Source organism: Microbispora sp. NPDC049125 (genome assembly GCF_040802045.1).
Lineage (GTDB): Bacteria > Actinomycetota > Actinomycetes > Streptosporangiales > Streptosporangiaceae > Microbispora.
In genome coordinates this window covers 63,303-81,291 of sequence record NZ_JBEZDW010000014.1, presented here as the reverse complement: position 1 = coordinate 81,291, position 17,989 = coordinate 63,303, and the positions used below count along the sequence as shown (strand labels likewise).

At 70.7% G+C, this 17,989-nt stretch carries 16 protein-coding genes; 7 read left to right on the top strand and 9 right to left on the bottom strand.

Going from position 1 to position 17,989, the window contains the following annotated elements; genetic code table 11:
* Window positions 1-29 precede the first annotated feature (29 nt).
* Window positions 30-959, top strand: coding sequence for a phosphotransferase (locus AB0B72_RS18190; protein WP_367739952.1), 930 nt, complete (start codon window positions 30-32; stop codon window positions 957-959).
* A gap of 10 nt (window positions 960-969) precedes the next feature.
* Window positions 970-2,526 (top strand): amino acid permease, encoded by a 1,557-nt coding sequence (locus AB0B72_RS18185; protein WP_367739951.1) that lies wholly within the window; start codon window positions 970-972, stop codon window positions 2,524-2,526.
* Window positions 2,527-2,670: 144 nt separating this feature from the next.
* Here AB0B72_RS18185 and lipB read toward each other — a convergent pair whose 3' ends face one another.
* The 3 genes from lipB to AB0B72_RS18170 form a co-directional block, all read right to left on the bottom strand.
* Window positions 2,671-3,306: a lipoyl(octanoyl) transferase LipB gene (lipB, locus tag AB0B72_RS18180; protein WP_367739950.1), complete on the bottom strand. Its 636-nt coding sequence runs from the start codon at window positions 3,304-3,306 to the stop codon at window positions 2,671-2,673.
* A gap of 102 nt (window positions 3,307-3,408) precedes the next feature.
* Window positions 3,409-3,621, bottom strand: a complete 213-nt coding sequence (locus tag AB0B72_RS18175; RefSeq protein ID WP_367739949.1) for a PspC domain-containing protein — start codon at window positions 3,619-3,621, stop codon at window positions 3,409-3,411.
* Between the two features lie 85 nt (window positions 3,622-3,706).
* Window positions 3,707-4,747 (bottom strand): YbhN family protein, encoded by a 1,041-nt coding sequence (locus tag AB0B72_RS18170; RefSeq protein ID WP_367739948.1) that lies wholly within the window; start codon window positions 4,745-4,747, stop codon window positions 3,707-3,709.
* Between the two features lie 418 nt (window positions 4,748-5,165).
* Here AB0B72_RS18170 and AB0B72_RS18165 point away from each other — a divergent pair, with 418 nt between their 5' ends.
* The 3 genes from AB0B72_RS18165 (at window position 5,166) to AB0B72_RS18155 (ending at window position 7,708) form a co-directional block, all read left to right on the top strand.
* A complete protein-coding gene (locus AB0B72_RS18165; RefSeq protein ID WP_367739947.1) occupies window positions 5,166-5,744 on the top strand; it encodes a hypothetical protein in 579 nt (192 codons plus the stop codon).
* A 503-nt stretch (window positions 5,745-6,247) separates the two neighbouring features.
* The gene (rho, locus tag AB0B72_RS18160) at window positions 6,248-7,393 is read left to right on the top strand and encodes a transcription termination factor Rho (RefSeq protein ID WP_367739946.1); all 1,146 of its coding nucleotides are present in this window, start codon (window positions 6,248-6,250) and stop codon (window positions 7,391-7,393) included.
* Window positions 7,394-7,429: 36 nt separating this feature from the next.
* Window positions 7,430-7,708, top strand: a complete 279-nt coding sequence (locus tag AB0B72_RS18155; RefSeq protein ID WP_367739945.1) for a hypothetical protein — start codon at window positions 7,430-7,432, stop codon at window positions 7,706-7,708.
* A 16-nt stretch (window positions 7,709-7,724) separates the two neighbouring features.
* On the opposite strand, the gene AB0B72_RS18150 is transcribed toward AB0B72_RS18155, so the two are convergent.
* The 3 genes from AB0B72_RS18150 to deoC all read right to left on the bottom strand — a co-directional run bounded on the left by AB0B72_RS18150 (window position 7,725) and on the right by deoC (window position 11,231).
* On the bottom strand, window positions 7,725-8,591 hold the full coding sequence (locus tag AB0B72_RS18150) for an aldehyde dehydrogenase (protein WP_367739944.1): 867 nt from the start codon (window positions 8,589-8,591) through the stop codon (window positions 7,725-7,727).
* A gap of 242 nt (window positions 8,592-8,833) precedes the next feature.
* Window positions 8,834-10,288, bottom strand: coding sequence for an aldehyde dehydrogenase family protein (locus AB0B72_RS18145; protein ID WP_367739943.1), 1,455 nt, complete (start codon window positions 10,286-10,288; stop codon window positions 8,834-8,836).
* Window positions 10,289-10,292: 4 nt separating this feature from the next.
* Entirely contained in the window at window positions 10,293-11,231 is a 939-nt protein-coding gene (gene deoC / locus AB0B72_RS18140; protein ID WP_367740042.1) for a deoxyribose-phosphate aldolase, read from the bottom strand.
* Window positions 11,232-11,571: 340 nt separating this feature from the next.
* On the opposite strand from deoC, the gene AB0B72_RS18135 reads away from it, so the two are divergent.
* Together AB0B72_RS18135 and AB0B72_RS18130 are read left to right on the top strand one after the other, a co-directional pair.
* Window positions 11,572-11,742 carry a hypothetical protein gene (locus AB0B72_RS18135; RefSeq protein ID WP_367739942.1) on the top strand — a complete coding sequence of 57 codons (171 nt, stop codon included), beginning with the start codon at window positions 11,572-11,574 and terminating at the stop codon, window positions 11,740-11,742.
* A 189-nt stretch (window positions 11,743-11,931) separates the two neighbouring features.
* Window positions 11,932-14,799 (top strand): AAA family ATPase, encoded by a 2,868-nt coding sequence (locus AB0B72_RS18130; RefSeq protein WP_367739941.1) that lies wholly within the window; start codon window positions 11,932-11,934, stop codon window positions 14,797-14,799.
* Window positions 14,800-14,861: 62 nt separating this feature from the next.
* On the opposite strand, the gene AB0B72_RS18125 is transcribed toward AB0B72_RS18130, so the two are convergent.
* The 3 genes from AB0B72_RS18125 to AB0B72_RS18115 form a co-directional block, all read right to left on the bottom strand.
* Window positions 14,862-15,431 carry a TMEM165/GDT1 family protein gene (locus AB0B72_RS18125; RefSeq protein ID WP_367739940.1) on the bottom strand — a complete coding sequence of 190 codons (570 nt, stop codon included), beginning with the start codon at window positions 15,429-15,431 and terminating at the stop codon, window positions 14,862-14,864.
* A gap of 346 nt (window positions 15,432-15,777) precedes the next feature.
* Complete coding sequence (locus tag AB0B72_RS18120) at window positions 15,778-16,827, bottom strand: UDP-N-acetylmuramate dehydrogenase (protein ID WP_367739939.1); 1,050 nt, start codon at window positions 16,825-16,827, stop codon at window positions 15,778-15,780.
* Between the two features lie 235 nt (window positions 16,828-17,062).
* Window positions 17,063-17,917: a TetR family transcriptional regulator gene (locus AB0B72_RS18115; protein ID WP_367739938.1), complete on the bottom strand. Its 855-nt coding sequence runs from the start codon at window positions 17,915-17,917 to the stop codon at window positions 17,063-17,065.
* Window positions 17,918-17,989 lie beyond the last annotated feature (72 nt).

The window sequence follows — 17,989 nt, the reverse complement described above, 5'->3', positions numbered from 1 at the left end:
GTCTGAAGGTAGACCAAAAGGAGCCGGGCATGCCAGATCCCGTCAAAGACGCGCTGGATCTCGTCACGGCCTGGGCCGGCCGGCCGATCGTCTCCACGACGATCAAAGGCGGGTTGAGCCACCACATCGCGCGGCTCGACACCGAGGACGGCGACCGCTGGCTCCTGCGGGTGCTCGACCCCAGAATCACCGAAGCCGGTCTCGGCATCCCGCTCGACCAGGAGATCGCCAACACCGTACGGGCCGCCTCGACCGGCGTGGGGCCCCGAGTCGTTCAGGTGCTGCCCGGCGCGATGGTCCTCGAGTACATCGAGGGGATCACCCTCGACGCCCCGTCCCTCCGGCGTCCCGAGATGATCGACGGGGTCGCCGTGGCGTGCCGCCGGCTTCACGCCGGGCCCCGGTTCGTCAACCAGTTCTCGATCTTCCGCAAGCTCGACGAGCTGCTGGGGCTGTGCCGCGCTCACGGCCTGGCCACTCCCCCCGGCTACGAGGATCTCCTGCCGGTGGCGAGCGAGATCGAGGGGGCGCTCGCCCGGCGGCCGCTACCGTCCGTGCCCTGCCACAACGACCTGCTGGCCGAGAATCTGATCGCCACGCCCCAGGGCGTCCGCATCGTCGACTACCAGCTGTCCGGCGACAACGATCCCTGCTTCGAGCTCGGCGACATCGCCGCGGAGGCCGACTTCGACCCCGATCAGGTCGAGCGGCTCACGCACGCCTATTTCGGCGACGGCGCGTATGCCGGCCAAGTGCGGCTGAACCTGATCATGTCGAACCTGACATGGACGCTGTGGTTCGCCGTCCACCAGGGCCTGGTGCGCGACCGCGCCCTTCCTGACTTCGACTACGACGGTGAGGCGGCCGACAAGTTCGGGCAAGCCGTACGCGATGTCGACGATCCCAGCTTCGGCCGCCTGATCGACATGGTCGGCGGCCGGACCCCCCGCACCCCCTAGAGGAGGCCTCATGGCGCAAGCCCTCGACGACGACGCCAAGCGACTCGCGGAGCTCGGCTACCGGCAAGATCTCGCCCGTACATGGAGCGGGTTCTCCAACTTCGCCATCTCTTTCTCGATCATCTCGATCCTCGCCGGGTGCTTCACCACCTTCGGCCAGGCCTGGAACAACGGCGGCCCTCTGGCGATCTCCGTCGGCTGGCCGCTGATCTCCGCCTTCATCCTCATCATCGGCTTCTGCATGGCGGAGCTGGTCTCGGCCTACCCGACCGCGGGCGGCATCTACTGGTGGGCCGCCAAGCTGGGCAAGCCCATCCACGGCTGGTTCACCGGCTGGCTCAACCTCGTCGGCCTGATCGCGGTGACCGCGTCCGTCGACTACGGCTGCGCCACCTTCCTCAACATCGTGATCGGCCGGTTCAGCGACGGCTGGGCCGCGGGCAACGCCCTGCACCAGACCTTCCTGCTCTTCGCGATCATCCTGGTGCTGCACGCGCTGATCAACATCTACAGCCACCGGCTGATCTCCCTGCTCCAGAACGTGTCGGTCTGGTGGCACGTCTTCGGTGCCGCGGTGGTCGTGCTCATCTTGATCTTCGGCCCGTCGAAGCACCAGGACATCGGCTTCCTGTTCGAGCGGTTCAACAACTCGGGCTTCGGCGACAGCTCCTCCGGGGCGTCGTTCTGGCTCTACGTCCTGCCGCTCGGCTTCCTGCTGACCCAGTACACGATCACGGGCTTCGACGCCTGCGCCCACGTGTCGGAGGAGACCCACGGCGCGGCCCGGTCCGCGGCGAAGGGGCTCTGGCAGTCGATCTTCTACTCCGCGATCGGCGGCTGGATCCTGCTGCTCGCGTTCCTGTTCGCCGCGACCGACGTCGACGCCATCAACAAGGAGTTCGGCTTCGTCGGCGCCATCTTCACCTCGGCGCTGTCGTCGCCGCTCGCCACCGTTGTCTTCGGGATCTCCACCATCGGGCAGTTCTTCTGCGGCATGAGCTGTGTCACCTCGATGTCCCGGATGACCTACGCCTTCTCCCGTGACGGCGCCGTTCCCGGCTGGCGGCTGTGGTCGAAGGTCGACCGCAACCGGACGCCGGTGAACGCGATCCTCGGCGGTTGCGCGGTCGCGCTGCTGATCACCCTGCCCGCCCTCTACGCCCCTCCCGGCAGCGCCACCCCCGTCGCCTTTCTCGCGGTGGTGTCCATCGCCGTCATCGGCCTCTACCTGGCGTTCCTCATCCCCATCTGGCTCAGGCTCCGCGCCGGGGACTCCTTCCAGCCCGGCCCATGGACCCTCGGCCGCAAGTACAAGGTGCTGGGCTGGATCTCCGTGATCGAGATCGCCGTCATCTCGATCTACTTCATCCTGCCCATCGCGCCGGCCGGCGTCCCCGGCGACAAGGACTTCGCCTGGACGTCCGTGAACTACGCACCCCTCGCCCTGGGAGCCGTGCTCATCGGCATCGCCCTGTGGTGGCAGCTGTCGGCCAAGCACTGGTTCACCGGCCCCCGCCGCACGGTCGACGACATCGACGACGTCGACCAGCCGAAGCCGGTCGCCTGAGCCCTTCCCGTCCTCCCACCCCTCCGTACGGCCTGCCTGTCCGGGCAGGCCGTACGGCCCGGACGCAGGCGAGCGGGGGCGCAGGCAGGGCCGCCCGCGCGTCGGCGGGGCACGAAGAACGGCCGCCCAGAGGAACGGGGCAGATCAGCGGGCGTCGAAGGCCTCTGCCACCAGGCGACGGGTTTCGTCCATGGAGGCGCGGCCGAGCTCCCGGTCCACCGAGGTCATCTCCACCTCGGGCATTCCGCAGGGGATGGCCAGATCCCACGGGGTGAGGTCGCCGTCGACGTTGAGGGCGAAGCCGTGGCTCGTGACGGACCGGCTGGAGCGCATGCCGATCGAGACGATCTTGCGGCCCGTGTTCCGGGTCCACACTCCCGTCAGCAGCTCAGAGCCCGGCGGGGTGTCGCGCCGCTCGGCCGGGACGCCGAGCTTCGCGAGGGCGTCCACCAGCCGCAGCTCCACCTCGCGGATGTAGTCGACCACGCCCTCGCCCTGGCGCAGCTTGACGATCAGGTAGCCGACGAGCTGGCCCGGCCCATGGTAGGTGAGCTGTCCGCCGCGGCCCGTGGGCACGACGGGGATCCCGTACGACGGATCGGGCAGGTGCGACTCGAGGGTCCGCTTGCCGATGGTGAAGACCGGCGGATGGCTGAGCAGCCAGAGTGTGTCAGGCCGTTCGTCGTCCTGCCGTTCCTGGACGAGCGCGGCCATGCGCTCCATGGCCTTCTCGTAGTCGACCAGGTCATCCTGGATCAGTGCCAGGGGCCGTTCCTGCATAGTCTCGTCACCTCTTCACCTGCGAGCATAGGGCGCGGCCCGGGCGCCGGCGCGCCCAGGCCGTCCCGCCCGCGGCGGAGGACCACGGCCCCGAGGAGACGCCTACCACCGGTTGCTGTGCTGGTACCCGTGCTCCGACGCGACCGGCGCCTGGGGTACGAAGATCCACATGATCACGTACGCCACGAACTGCGGGCCGGGCAGCAGGCAGGAAAGCAGGAAGAGCACCCGGACAAGGGTCGGCGGCATACCGAACCGCTCCCCGATGCCTCCGCAGACGCCCGCGATCACCTTGTGCCGCCTTGATCGGTACATTTCTAGCCCCCTTCGTCATCCGGTCCAACGAGTGGCTGCCGGCATCCCGTTCCACCACAGACCCTGAGAAAACCCTGATCCGCCCTCAGGGGTGGGAAATCTCGCGCGGCAGGTCTCTGTAGCCGTAGAGGTAGGTGCACGGCTCCATGGCCTTGGTGATCCAGAGCAGCACCGTTCCCAGTCGATGACCGGCGACGCCGAGTCGCGCCCGCACGCCGTCGAGGAGCAGCAGCCAGGCGAACCACCCGGCCACGAGCACCGCCCAGAACGAGATGAGCCGGTAGAGCAGCACGACGGCCGCCGCCGCGCCCCCGCTCATGCCCGCGGCGATGAAGGTGGCGCCCAGGCCGATCTCGGCGACGCCGAGCCCTCCCGGGACCAGCGCGAGCACCGCCGCGAGCTTGGCGGCGACGTACCCGAAAAGAATGGTCTGCGGCCCGATCTCCACCCCCGCCGCCGCGCACACCGCGCCGAGGCAGGCGATGTCGAGCGCCCAGTTGGCCAGCGCCAGCGTGGTCAGCACGACGCGGTCGCGGCCCGCGGGCCTGATCGCCTCGCGCGCGGCCCTCAGCTGCTCGAACGTCGCCGGGCTGCGACGCCGCACCCAGCCGAGCAGAGCGGGCAGGCGCAGCCGGACCAGGGCCGCCCCGATCGCGAGCACGGGGACGGAGGCGACCAACACGACCGTCCTGGTGGCGGGCTCGGCCAGCAGCGCGACGAGACCGAACACGCCGAAGGTCGCGGTGGAGTAGACGCCGCTGAGGACCAGCGTGGCGGTGATCAGCGGCTTGCCGGCCCCGAGGCGGCCCAGCTGGCGGGTGACGTACGCGATCGACAGCACGGGCCCGGCGGGCAGCGAGTTCGACACGGCGGTCCTCGCGTAGGTGAGCGCCACGGCACGGGGCAGCGGCACCCGCGTCCCCCCGACCGCGAGCAGCCGGCGGATCAGCCGCGCGAAGGTCGCCATCGACATGGCCTCCGCGGCGACGGCGACGGTCAGCCAGGTGGCGTCCAGCCCCGCAACGGCCCGCAGCACCTCGTCCCCGCCGGGGAGCCGGCCCCTGAGGACGGCCACCGCCAGCGCTGCCGCGCCGAGCCCCAGAGCCCATCGCAATCCCCGAGACATCCCCACCCCTTGAGCCTGTACGACTTCCGTCGGCGTGGGCGCCGCGAAAGGTCCTACGTTCCGGGAAAATCGTCGCTCCCCGACCGAGGGCGGCACGATGCCCGAAGCACGGCAGTTGCCCCACCCGGTATTTCCGGATTCCGGCAAAGACGGGGCACCGCCGACTCCACGCCACAACACCGCTCCGGCCCGCGTTCATCCGGCTGCGAGCCTCCGATCGGCGTCGACTGGGTCACATCTGGACGACCTCGGCGCACCTGATCCACGCGCGCCCGCGCCGCGCGTGGTAGAGATGGAGCCGCCGCCGGCGCTTGGGCGCGGAAACTCGTGCCCTGCGGCGATCCCGCGCGATCTCCCTGGTGATCTTCCGCTGGATGAGGGCATATAGGGAGGCAACAGGCACTCTTGGGAGATTTACATGGACATCTCGACCCTCCAGGCGCAAACCACACTGCTCCTGCGCCAGAAGATCACCATGATGGTGAACAGGTACGTCGTCCATGTGGCCGACCCCGGCGGAGGCGAGGGACCGGTCGTGGCCTTCGCCGAGCAGAAGCGGCTGGCGCTCAAGGAGCAGGTGACCCTCTACACCGACGAGTCGCGTCAGCAGGCGCTCGCCGGATTCAAGGCACGCAAGGTGCTGGACCTCGCGGGCGAGTACGACGTCCTCGACCACGCGGGCACGCCGATCGGCATGTTCCGCAAGGACTTCGCCCGGTCGCTGCTGCGATCCACGTGGAACCTCCAGCAGCCCGGCCTGCCCACCCTCACCGGCAAGGAGCGCAACGCAATGGTGGCGGTGCTCCGCCGCTTCTCCGACTCGCTGTCCTGGCTGCCGTACCACTTCGACTTCAGCATCGGCGCCTCGATCGCCTTCTCCGTGGACCGCAAGTGGGGGCTGCGCGACCGTTACGCGATCGAGATACACGACCCGCGCCTGGACCGTCGCCTGGTCATCGCCATGGCGGTGGCTCTCGACGCCCTGCAAGCCCGGTAGACGCGCCACGCCCGATGGCCGCCGGGAATCAATGAGCGGCGGCCATCGTTATCGCGTCTGTTATAGTCGGCGGTGAACCGCATGGTTCTGGCCTCACGGCACATGCGGGCGGTCCTCCGGACCAAGTGATCTTCACTGGACTCCACCACATCGCCTGGGTCTTCCGAACGTCGCTCCGGGCATCCCGTGGTCCACCTCGCGCGGCACGCCGTTCTCGCCGTACGTCGTTCCCGCTGTCAGTCCTGCCGCCACACGGCCCGTCACCGTACGGCGTCCAGGGCGGCGATCCGGAGCGGCGATCCGGGGGGGACGTGTCCGCGCACCCTGATCCTGCTTCACGAGGCCTGTTTTACGAGGCCTGTTTTACGAGGCCTGCTCTCCGGCCCGCCTTCCGGGCCTGCTCTCCGGGGCTCGTGGCCTCGTGTTTTCCGGGGCTCGTGCCCCTCGTGGCCACCGGCCCGCGACATCCCCTCTCCGGGGACCCTTCCTCTCCAGGAGTCACCATGACAATGGTCACCACCGCTCCACCCCGCGCCACCGAGCGCCGGGCCCGTTCCCCTCGTACGGCGAAGCCGCTGCCGAGCGCCGTCGCCGTCACCGGCCTGCTGGACGTCACCCCCAAGGGCGCCGTCGTCCGCGCCCACGGCTACCTGCCCGGCCCGAAGGACGTCGCCGTCCCGGCCGACCTGGTCGACCTCCACGGGCTGCGACGCGGCGACGTCGTCAACGGCACCGCCCAAGGCGGCAAGCTGACCGCCGTCGACACCGTGAACGGCGAGTCGCCGGGCCTGCCGCGCCCCGAGTTCGCCGAACTCGTCCCCGTCCACCCCGACCAGCGGCTGCGCCTGGAGTCCCCTTCCGGGGGCACGTCCAGCCGGGTCATCGACCTGATCGCACCGATCGGCAAGGGCCAGCGCGGGCTGATCGTGGCGCCGCCCAAGGCCGGCAAGACGCTCATCCTGCGCGCGGTGGCGAACGCCGTCACCGCCAACCACCCCGACTGCCACCTCATGGTCGTGCTCGTCGACGAGCGGCCGGAGGAGGTCACCGACATGCGCGAGTCGATCAGGGGCGAGGTGATCGCCTCGACGTTCGACCGGCCGGCGCAGGACCACATCATGGCCGCCGAGCTCGCCGTCGAACGGGCCAAGCGGCTGGTCGAGCTGGGCCACGACGTCGTCATGCTGGTCGACTCGATCACCCGGCTCGCCCGGGCGTACAACAACGCCGCGCCGGGCGGCGGCCGCGTCCTCACCGGCGGCATCGACGCCCGCGCCGTCTATCCGCCCAAGCGCCTGCTGGGCGCCGCGCGCAACGTGGAGGGCGGCGGCTCGCTCACGATCCTCGCCACCGCGCTCGTCGAGACGGGCTCCCGGATGGACGACAACCTCTTCGAGGAGTTCAAGAGCACCGGCAACATGGAGCTGAGGCTGAGCCGCAGCCTCGCCCAGCGCCGTGTCTTCCCGGCCGTGGACGTCCTCGGTTCCGGCACGCGGCGTGAGGAACTGCTGCTCGACCCCGCCGAGCTTCCCCTGGTGTGGAAGCTCCGCCGGGCACTGCACGACCAGGAGTCCTTCGAGCAGTTCCTCGCCACCCTCAAGGGCACGGGGTCCAACGCCGAGCTCCTGCTGACTCTCAGCCGCGCCTGATGACGCCTCCTGGCCGTTCGGTGGAATGATCACGGCATGAGTGAGTGGCGTGTCCTGATCGAGGAGAACGTCGGCGGCTTCGGCGACCGCAAGGAATGGCGGATCTCCGACATCTACGAGGTCGAGGGAGGCCGGGAGGAGGCACGGTCCATCGCCGGGGAGCTGGCGATGCGGCACACGCCCAAGAACCCCGCCCTCCTCCGGGAGCGCGCGGTCTACCGGGTCAACGAGGACAGCTGGATCACGATGCTGATCGGTGTCAGCACGCGCTACCACTACCGGGTGACCGTCGCCGAGCTGTTCTTCCGCGGCTGACCGTCACCCGGTGCGCTCACGTGCCGATCGGGTGCCAGACCGTCTTCGTCTCCAGGAACGCCGACATCCGTCCGATCCCCGGATCGGCGAGCCAGTCGACCCGGCCCGCCGGCGGCCGCAGCACCCGCTTGAGGTTCTCCGCCGCCAGCTCCTCGCAGGTCACGGCCAGCTCGGGATCGGCGCCGGTCAGGTCGACGGCGTTCACGTCCATGTGGCCGGCCAGCCACGGCGCGATCTCGGCCGCCGAGCCGGTGAGGATGTTGACCACGCCGCCCGGCAGGTCGGAGGTGGCGAGCACCTCCGCCAGCGTGATCGACGGCAGCGGGGCCCGCTCCGAGGCGATGACCACGCAGGTGTTGCCGGTGACGATCACCGGGGCGATCACGCTCACCAGGCCCAGCAGCGGCCCCGCCGGCGGCGCCACGACGGCCACGACCCCCGTCGGCTCGGGGCTCGACAGGTTGAAGTACGGCCCCGCGACCGGGTTGGCCGACCCCAGGACCGCCCCGATCTTGTCCGACCAGCCCGCGTACCACACCAGCCGGTCGATCGCCGCGTCCACCAGCTCGCCGGCCTTCTTGGCCCCCACGCCGTCGGCGTCGGCGACCTCGGCGGCGAACTGCGCCCGCCGGCCCTCCAGCATCTCGGCGATCCGGTAGAGGATCTGCCCGCGGTTGTACGCGGTCGCGCCCGACCAGCCGGGGAACGCCTTGCGGGCGGCCGACACCGCGTCCCTGGCGTCCTTGCGCGACGCACGCGACGCGTTGGCCAGGAAGTCTCCCTTGGAGGAGGTCACGACATACGACCTTCCGCTCTCCGACCGCGGGAACGCCCCGCCGATGAACAGCTTGTACGTCTTGCGCACCGCCAGGCGCTCACTCATCGAAGGATCCAATCTCCAGTGGACGGGCCGGCTGGTAGGTCTGCCCGCACCGGCAGACGCCGCCCCGATGGGCGAACCACCCCCGGCGTACGGCGAAACGCCGCGAGCGGCGGCCCCGCGAATACCCCTCGCCGGCTCCCGCCGAGGCGCGGCGGACGAGGCGGCGGCGGCGTCGCTCATCGCACCGGCCGGACCGCCCGCCCCCTTCCCGGTCTTCGTCGTGGCCGTGGCCGGCCGTGCCGTCACACCGCAAGGTAGGCCTCCAGACCATGGCGCCCGCCCTCGCGGCCGTAGCCCGACTCTTTGAAACCGCCGAACGGCGACGCGGGGTCGAAGCGGTTGAACGTGTTGGACCACACGACGCCGGCGCGCAGGCGCGAGGCCGTCCACAGCATCAGCGAGCCCTTCTCCGTCCACACGCCGGCCGACAGGCCGTACGGCGTGTTGTTGGCCTTCTCCACGGCCTCGGCCGGGGTGCGGAAGGTCAGCACGGACAGCACCGGCCCGAAGATCTCCTCACGGGCGATGCGGTGCGACTGCGAAACGCCGGTGAACAGGGTCGGCGGGAACCAGAACCCCTTGTCCGGCAGCGAGCACGCGGGCGACCACCGCTCCGCGCCCTCCGCCTCGCCCGAGTCGGACAGCTCGTGGATCCTGGCGAGCTGGGCGGCCGAGTTGATCGCGCCGATGTCGGTGTTCTTGTCCAGGGGGTCGCCCAGCCTGAGCGTGGACAGCCGCCGCTTCAGCGCGTCGAGCAGCTCCTCCGCGACGGACTCCTGGACGAGCAGCCGGGAGCCCGCGCAGCACACGTGGCCCTGGTTGAAGAAGATGCCGGTGACGATGCCTTCGACCGCCTGGTCCAGGGCCGCGTCCTCGAACACGATGTTGGCGGCCTTGCCGCCGAGCTCCAGCGTGACCTTCTTGCCCGAGCCCGCGACGCTCCTGGCGATGTTCCGGCCGACCTCGGTGGATCCGGTGAACGCCACCTTGTCGATCCCCGGGTGGCGGACGAGCGCGGCGCCGGTCTCGCCCGCGCCGGTCACGATGTTGACCACGCCGGGCGGCAGGTCGGCCTGCCGGCAGATCTCCGCGAAGGCGAGGGCCGTGAGCGGGGTGGTCTCCGCGGGCTTGAGCACGACCGTGTTCCCGCAGGCGAGCGCCGGGGCGATCTTCCAGGCCAGCATGAGCAGCGGGAAGTTCCACGGGATGACCTGCCCGGCCACACCGAGCGGCCGGGGATCGGGACCGCCGTGCTCACCTGTCGGCCTCCGGCCGAACCCGGCGTAGGAGAGCTTGTCGGCCCAGCCCGCGTAGTAGAAGAAGTGCGCGGCGACCAGCGGCAGGTCCACGTCCCGGGACTCGCGGATCGGCTTGCCGTTGTCGAGCGACTCCAGCACGGCCAGCTCGCGGGCGCGCTCCTGGATGATCCTGGCGATCCGGAAGAGGTACTTGGCCCGTTCGGCGCCCGGCAGGGCCGACCAGGTGGCGAACGCCTTGCGGGCGGACTCGACCGCCCGGTCGACGTCGGCCTCGCTCGCCCAGGCGATCTCCGCCAGGGCCTCCTCGGTCGCCGGGTTGACGGTCTTGTGCCGCTCCTCCCCCTGCGACTCGGCCCACTCGCCATTGATGAACAGGCCGTACGACGGCTTGATGTCGACGATGTCCCGCGACTCGGGCGCGGGTGCGTATTCGAACATGCCCTCAGTCCAGGGTGAAGTAGTCGGGACCGGCGTACCGGCCGGTGGCCATCTTCTGGCGCTGCATGAGCAGGTCGTTGAGCAGCGACGACGCGCCGAGGCGGAACCAGTCGGGGTCGAGCCAGTCCGGCCCGGCCGTCTCGTTGACGAGCACGAGGTACTTGACGGCGTCCTTGGTGGTGCGGATGCCGCCGGCCGGCTTCACGCCGACCCTGCGTCCCGTCTGCCGCAGGAAGTCGCGTACCGCCTCCAGCATGACCAGCGTGACGGGCAGCGTCGCCGCCGGCGACACCTTGCCGGTCGAGGTCTTGATGAAGTCGGCGCCCGCGATCATCGCCAGCCATGACGCCCGGCGCACGTTGTCGTACGTGGCCAGCTCGCCGGTCTCCAGGATCACCTTGAGATGGGACCGGCCGCACGCCGTCTTGATCGCCGCGATCTCCTCGAAGACCTTCAGATAGTCGCCGGCCAGGAAGGCGCCGCGGTCGATCACCATGTCGATCTCGTCAGCGCCGGCGGCCACGGCCAGCTCGGTCTCGGCCACCTTGACCTCCAGGGAGGACCGCCCGCTGGGGAACGACGTGGCGACCGAGGCCACCTTCACCCCCGAGCCGCGCAGGGCCTGCACGGCGGTGGCGACCAGGTCGGGGTACACGCAGACCGCCGCGACCGACGGCACGGAGCCGTCGGTCGGGTCGGGCCTGACGGCCTTGGCGCACATCGCCCGGACCTTGCCGGGAGTGTCCGCGCCCTCAAGGGTGGTGAGGTCCACCATCCGGATGGCGAGGTCGATGGCCTGCTGCTTTGCGGTGGTCTTGATGGATCGCGTGCTCAGCGTCGCGGCCCGTGCGTCGGCGCCGACCCGGTCGACGCCGGGCAGGCCGTGCAGGAAGGCCCGCAACGTGGAGTTGGAAGTGGCGACCTCCGCGAGCGGAGTAGTCATAGTTGACACGGGTCCAGCATCGCCGACCAGTCCGAATGATTCCAAACCGACCGGAGCCGAAACCCGCCGCTCGTTTCGGCATCTATGGCCGGAGCGCTTCCGGGCCGCCGTCCCCGCCGCCGTCCCCGCCACCGTTCCTGCCGCGGTCCCGGGCCGTCCGAACCGGCGTCTGAACACCGCCAAATGCCGCCTAAGGCGGTCTTACGGCCGCCTTAGACGTCCTACGTCCAAGGACGCCCGGGAGATAGGGCATCCGCCCGATGTGGTGGGAGGGGTCTTAGACCGAACCTTGAGTGTGTAAGGGAAACACCACACGAGGACGACAGGTCAGGAGACCACGATGGGTCCCGAGCTTCAGTACCAATTCGCCATCAACCGTGCGGCCGAGCTCCAGGAGGAGGCCGCCACCTACCGTCTCGCGCGCCAGGCGCGGGCCGAGCGGAAGGCGTCGCACCAGCATTCCGGCCACCGCCGGCTGCGCGCGGCGTTCGGCAAGCTCCGCACCTCATGAGACGCGTCAGAAGGCCCGGCCGGACCCTCCCTCCCGGCCGGGCCCGCAGGCCCCCGTGAACGGCCGCCCGCATACCGGAAGGCGGCCGTACGAAGGGTTTGCGCCATGGTTGCGCCATGAACGAAAGGCCGGGGGGCCTACCGAAAAACCAGGCGAAGCCCACGCAAAGGCCATGACATGCTTAACGACATGACGCGCCGGGCGGTGAGCCCCGTCTTCGTCGGGCGGGACGCAGAACTCGAGATTCTGGGAGAGGCCTTCGACCAGGCTCGCAAGCAGGCCACCGCGGCGGTCCTGGTGGGCGGGGAGGCGGGCGTGGGGAAGACGCGCCTGACCTCCCGCTTCATCGAGGAGGCCGGGCGGGACGGCGCCCACGTGCTCATCGGGGGCTGCGTGGAGCTGTCCGCCGAAGGCCTCGCCTACGCGCCGTTCACCGCGGCGCTGCGCCAGCTCGTCAGGGAGACCGGCGCGAGCGAGGTGGCCGCCCTCCTTCCGGAGGGCGCCGCCCGCGACCTGGCCCGGCTGCTTCCCGAGTTCGGCGAGCCGAGCGGCGACGGCGAGTCGGAGTCCGCGCGCGCCCGGCTCTTCGAGCTGATCCTCACCCTGCTCGAACGGCTCGCGGAACGGCGGCCGGTGGTCCTGGTGATCGAGGACATCCACTGGGCCGACCGGTCCACCCGCGACCTGATCGCCTTCCTCAGCCGCAACCTCACGGCGTCACCGATCCTGATGGTCATGACGTACCGGTCGGACGAGCTGCACCGCACGCATCCGCTCCGGCCGGTGATCGCGGAGCTGAACCGGGTGGACGGGGTCGTACGCCTCGACCTGCCCCGCTTCACCCAGGACGAGGTCGCCGCCCAGATGGCCGGGATCCTCGGCGTCACCCCCGAGTTCGCCCGGGTGGACATGGTCTTCGAGCGCAGCGGCGGCATCCCCCTGTTCGTGGAGGCGCTGCTCGACTGCGGGGGCGACGGCTCGTTCCCCGACTCGCTCCACGACCTCATCATCGGCTCGGTCGAGCGGCTGCCCGAGGAGACCCAGCGGGTCCTCAGGGTCATGGCCGCCGGTGGCGTGCGGGTGGGCCACGCCCTGCTCGCCGCGGTCGGGGCACTGTCCGACGTCGATCTGGAGAACGCCCTGCGGCCGGCGATCGCGGCCAACGTCCTGCAGGTCGCCGACGGCCGCGCGTACGCCTTCCGGCACGCCCTGATCCGCGAGGCCGTGCACGACGAGCTGCTTCCCGGCGAGCACGCGCGGATGCACGCGCGCTACGCCGAGGAGATCGATCGGGACCGCACCATGGTGCCGCCGGGCCGGGCGGCCATCGAGATCGCCCACCACTGGTTCTCGGCGCGCAACGACCTGTGGGCGCTGATCTCGGCCTGGGAGGCGGCCGAGAAGGCGGCCAAGTCGTTCGCCTACACCGAGCAGATCCAGCTCCTCGAACGCGTGCTGACCCTGTGGGACAAGGTGCCTGACGCCGCCGAGCGGATCGGCGCCGACCACTGCACGGTCCTGGAGCGGGCGTCGGAGGCCGCGTACGTCGGCGGCGACATGGAGCGCAGCCTCAAGTTCGTCAAGGGCGCGCTCGCCGAGCTCGACGAGCATGACGCGCCCGAGCGCGTCGCGGAGCTGATGGTGCGGATGGCCAACATCCGGTTCCAGAAGGGCAAGCCCGGCTCGATCGACGCCCTCAGGCACGCCGAGCGGCTCGTCCCCACCCCCAGCGACACCCGCGCCCTGGTCCTCGGCCGGCTCGGCACGCTGCTGATGATGGCCGGTCAGGTGGTCGAGGGCACGACCGTCATCCAGGAGGCGCTGCGCGTCGCCCGGGACGTCGGTGACGAGGTCCAGGAGGCCGACCTGCTGATGAACCTGGCGCTCGGCCACTCCATATCGGGCGACCTGGAAACGACGATCACGACGAACGAGCGCGCCCGGGCCATCGGGGCCCGCCTCAAGTCCCCGCGCATCGTGCTGCGGGCGCTCGCCAACAACGTCGACGCCCTCGACAATCTCGGCCGCTCCGAGCAGGCCGTCGAGATGGCCCTGGAGGGGGAGCGGCTGGCCCGCAAGTACGGCAGATACCGCCATCAGGGCGTGTTCATCGCCAACAACCGGGCGGAGGCGCTGGAGTCACTGGGCCGCTGGGACGAGGCCGTCGCGGTCATCGAGCGCGCCGTCACCATGGACCCGACGCTGCGGAACCGGGGGCATCTTCTGCGGGTCCGGGCGGACATCGCGATCGCGCGCGGCGAGGAGGATCTCGCCCAGGACCTCCTCGCCGAGGTCGGAGGCTTCTCCCTGTACGGGGAGGAGTGGGCGCAGGAGCGGACGAACAACACCCGCCTACTCATGGCCTTGCACCTCCTTCAGGGGGAGCCGGTCAAGGCGCTCGACGTCGCCATGCGCGCGCTGGACAACCCGCCGTCGAAGAAGGCCATGCTGGGCTGGCGGCTGTTCGCCTCCATCGCGCTGGTCTGCGAGGCGGCCGCCTCCGTCGCCCCCGCCCAGGCCGCGGCCGTACGGGCCAGAAGCGACGAGCTGAGCGGCGACATGGACGTGGATGGTCCGGTCGGCGACGCCTTCCGCATGGTCTACCGGGGCCAGTACGACGCCGCCGCCGCCGCGTGGAAGCGCCTCGGCCGGCCCTACGTCCAGGCGAAGGCGCTGCTGCACGCCGCCGGAGCAGCCGCCGCCTCCGGCGACCGTGAGGGCGCCTCGGCGCGGCTGCGCGAGGCGCTCCCGCTCGCCACGGACCTGCGAGCCGTCCCCCTGGTGAGGCGGATCGACACCCTGGCCCGCCGCGTCGGCGCCGCGCTCACCGATCCCGTACAGCCCGGCGCCGCCCACGAACCGGCCGCGCTGACCCGGCGCGAGCTGGAGGTGCTCCGCCTGGTCGCGGCGGGGCGGAGCAACCGGGAGATCGCGGCCGAGCTGTTCATCTCGGCCAAGACCGTGAGCGTCCACGTCTCGAACCTGCTGCCGAAGCTCGGCGTGTCGACCCGCGGGGAGGCCGCCGCGGCGGCCCACCGGATGGCGCTGCTCGACTGAGCGTGCCCCACTGACTCGGGACGCCGACTTGGGATGGCGGCCCGGGGACGCCGCGGGGGCGGTCATGCCACCAGTGCCTCCACCAGCAGCAGCACCCCGAAGACGGCGAACGCGGCGGCGGCGCCGTACCGGATCCACTTCTCCGGCAGGCGGGTGCCGAGGATACGGCCGACGAGGATGGCGAGGGCGTCGGCGGCGACCATGCCGACCGTCGAGCCGACCCACGTGCCGAACCAGCCGTGCTGCGTGGCGAGGGTGATGGTCGCCAGCATGGTCTTGTCGCCGAGCTCGCTGAGGAAGAAGGCCACGCCCACGGCGATGAACGCGTTGCGGGTCGTCTTGGCCGCCTTGTTCGACTCCTCGTCGGTGAGTTCGTCGCCCCGCAGGGTCCAGGCGGCGAAGCCGAGGAACGCGAGACCGGCGACCACCGAGATGGCGGTGGTGGGGAGGGCGTCGCCGACCACCCGGCCCAGGGCGACGCTGCCGAGGTGCACGAGCGCCGTCGCGACGGTGATCCCGGCCAGCACGGGCAGCGGCTTGAACCGTGTCGCGAACGTGAGGGCCATGAGCTGGCTCTTGTCACCGAGCTCCGCCACGAAGATGACGACGAGGGAGATCCAGAGGGCTTGCACTGAGCGCCTTTCCGGTGCGCGACCGGGCCGGCGTGCGACACCCGGGAGTCCGGGCACGACCTCGGCCCGGCAGCATGAGGGGCATGCCTGACGGGCCGAAGGTCTCGTCCGCCACGAGGGCTCCACGACCGGGCGTTCGAGCGGGAAAGGCTCGGGCCAGTATGTCGATCAGTGGATTTCGGACTACTCCCCTTCGGTGTTTCTGTGTCAGTTTAACGGCCGCCACCTGGTGCTGATTCCGCCGGGGCGACGTACGCGGGCTCACACAGCGGTCCCATCCGGGCCGGGGGCGATCACCGGGAGCTCAGAGAGCCCTCACCCGGAGCTCAGGGAGCGCTCACGGGGGTCAGAGGGCCATGCCCACCATGACGGGCTCGTTCACCAGCAGCACGCCGAACTTCTCGCGCACGCCGTCCCGTACCTCCCTGGCCAGCGCGAGCAGGTCGGCCGCTCCAGCGGAGCCGGACGGGTTGGTCAGGGCCAGCGTGTGCTTGGTCGAGATGCGGACCGCCCCCTTCTCGTACCCCTTGGGGAACCCGGCGTGCTCGATCAGCCAGGCGGCGGGCACCTTGACCATGCCGTCCGGCGTGTCCCAGCGGGGATGGCCGGGAGCGCGCAGCTCCAGCTCGGCGGCCTGCTCGGAATCGAGGACCGGATTGGTGAAGAACGATCCCGCGCTGCGAGTGTCGGGGTCGTCGTCATCGAGCACCATGCCCTTGCCCCGGCGCAGCTCGATCACCGCGTCCCGCGCCTCGGCCAGCGGCACCCGCTCGCCGATGTCGACCCCCAGCCGCCCGGCGAGCTCGGCGTACGCCACGGGCGCCGACAGCTCCGAACGCTCCAGGGCGTAGGTCACCGCGAGCACCACGTGCCGCCCCGGGTCCTGCTTGAACGCGCTGTGCCGGTAGGCGAAACCGCATTCGGCCGCGGTGAGGTCGCCGGTCTCCCCCGTCATGCGGTCGTAGACACGCACCGTGGTGATCGTCTGGGAGACGTCCTGTCCGTAGGCTCCGACGTTCTGGATCGGCGTCGAGCCGACCAGACCGGGAATGCCCGACAGGCACTCGACCCCGGCCAGGCCCTCCGCCACGCAGCGGGCGACGAGGGCGTCCCAGTCCTCCCCCGCCTGAGCCGTCACCGTGACCCGGTCGCCGTCGCCGGTGATGTCCACGCCGCGGCAGGCGACCCTGACAACGAGACCGTCGAAGCCGTCGTCGGAGAGCACGAGGTTGCTGCCGCCGCCGAGGACCAGCACCGGCTCGCCCTCGCGGTCGGCCTCCGCCACGACCCCGACGAGGTCGTCCTGGCCGTCCGCCTCGACGAACGCCCGGGCCGGGCCGCCCACCCGCAACGTCGTGTACGGCGCGAGCCGCACCCCTGTCAGCCGGTCAGCCATCGATCTCCTCAGCGTCCTCACGGCGTCTCCCGCGACACCGCGTCTCCCGCGAATGCGCGGGGACGGCGGCCGGTGATGCCAGTGAAATGCCGCCCCGGAGCATCCGGAACGTCCCGACGAACACAATAGTCAGGACGCGCCCCAGAGGCGGTGATCATTCCCGCACGTGTACGCCTCCCGGAACAGACACACGGCTCCGACGGCGTCTCATTAATCTCTCATAAATGTCTCATAATTAGCCGGTGTGCGAAAGGTGCCGGTAGACGGTGGCACGGGAGACGCCGAGGGCCGACGCGATCTCGGCGACGCCGCTCCCCTCGTCGTACATGCGCCGCGCCGTCTCGGCCATGGCCGCGTCCATGACGCCGGGCCTCCCCCGCCTGGCGCGCTTGGCTCGCACGACGGATCCGCCGGTCCCGGCGGGCCCGTCAGTCGAGGCAGCCCCACCCGTCGTGGCGGCATTCGCCACGCCGTCCGAGCCGTCCGAGCCGTCCGGGCCGTCCGGGCCGTCCGGGCCGTCGTCCGGGCCGTCGTCCGGACCTGGGCCGCTTGAAGCGAGGAAGCGGCGCACACCGCCCAGGACGGCGGCGCGCAGGCGCGCGTCCGGGACGTCGGCGAACAGCACCACCGGATCGGCGAGCATCGCGATCGCCTGCGAGGCCCGCACCCGCTCGGTGAAGCCGGCCCCTGGCCCCGCCACCAGGATGTTCGCCCGTATCATGCCGTCACGGAAGCGCTGGAAGACCGAGCCGGACGAGGCCAGGGCCAGGTCGTAGAGGTTCATGCGCAGCAGATACCTGTGAGCCAGCAGCACTTCGAGCAGACCCTCGATCGCCGCCCATCGCGCCCGCCGGGTGTCGGGCAGATCCGCCGCCGCCATCGCCGCGTCGAGGTCGGCCAGCAACGGCGCCGCCAGCGCGGCAACGATGTCGGCCTTGCCGGGAAAGTGATAGAGCACGGCTGTCTTCGTCACGCCGACCCGTTCGGCGAGCCGCCGCACCGACGTGGCGTGGTAGCCGCGTGCCGCGAACTCGTCGAGCGCCACCTCCAGGATGCGCGCGCGGGTGTCTGAGGCCCTCTCCTCCGTCACGGCTCAGAGCCTAGCAGTTGCCTGACCGATGGACAGTAAAGTACCGTCTCAACTGACCGATGGTCAGTATGA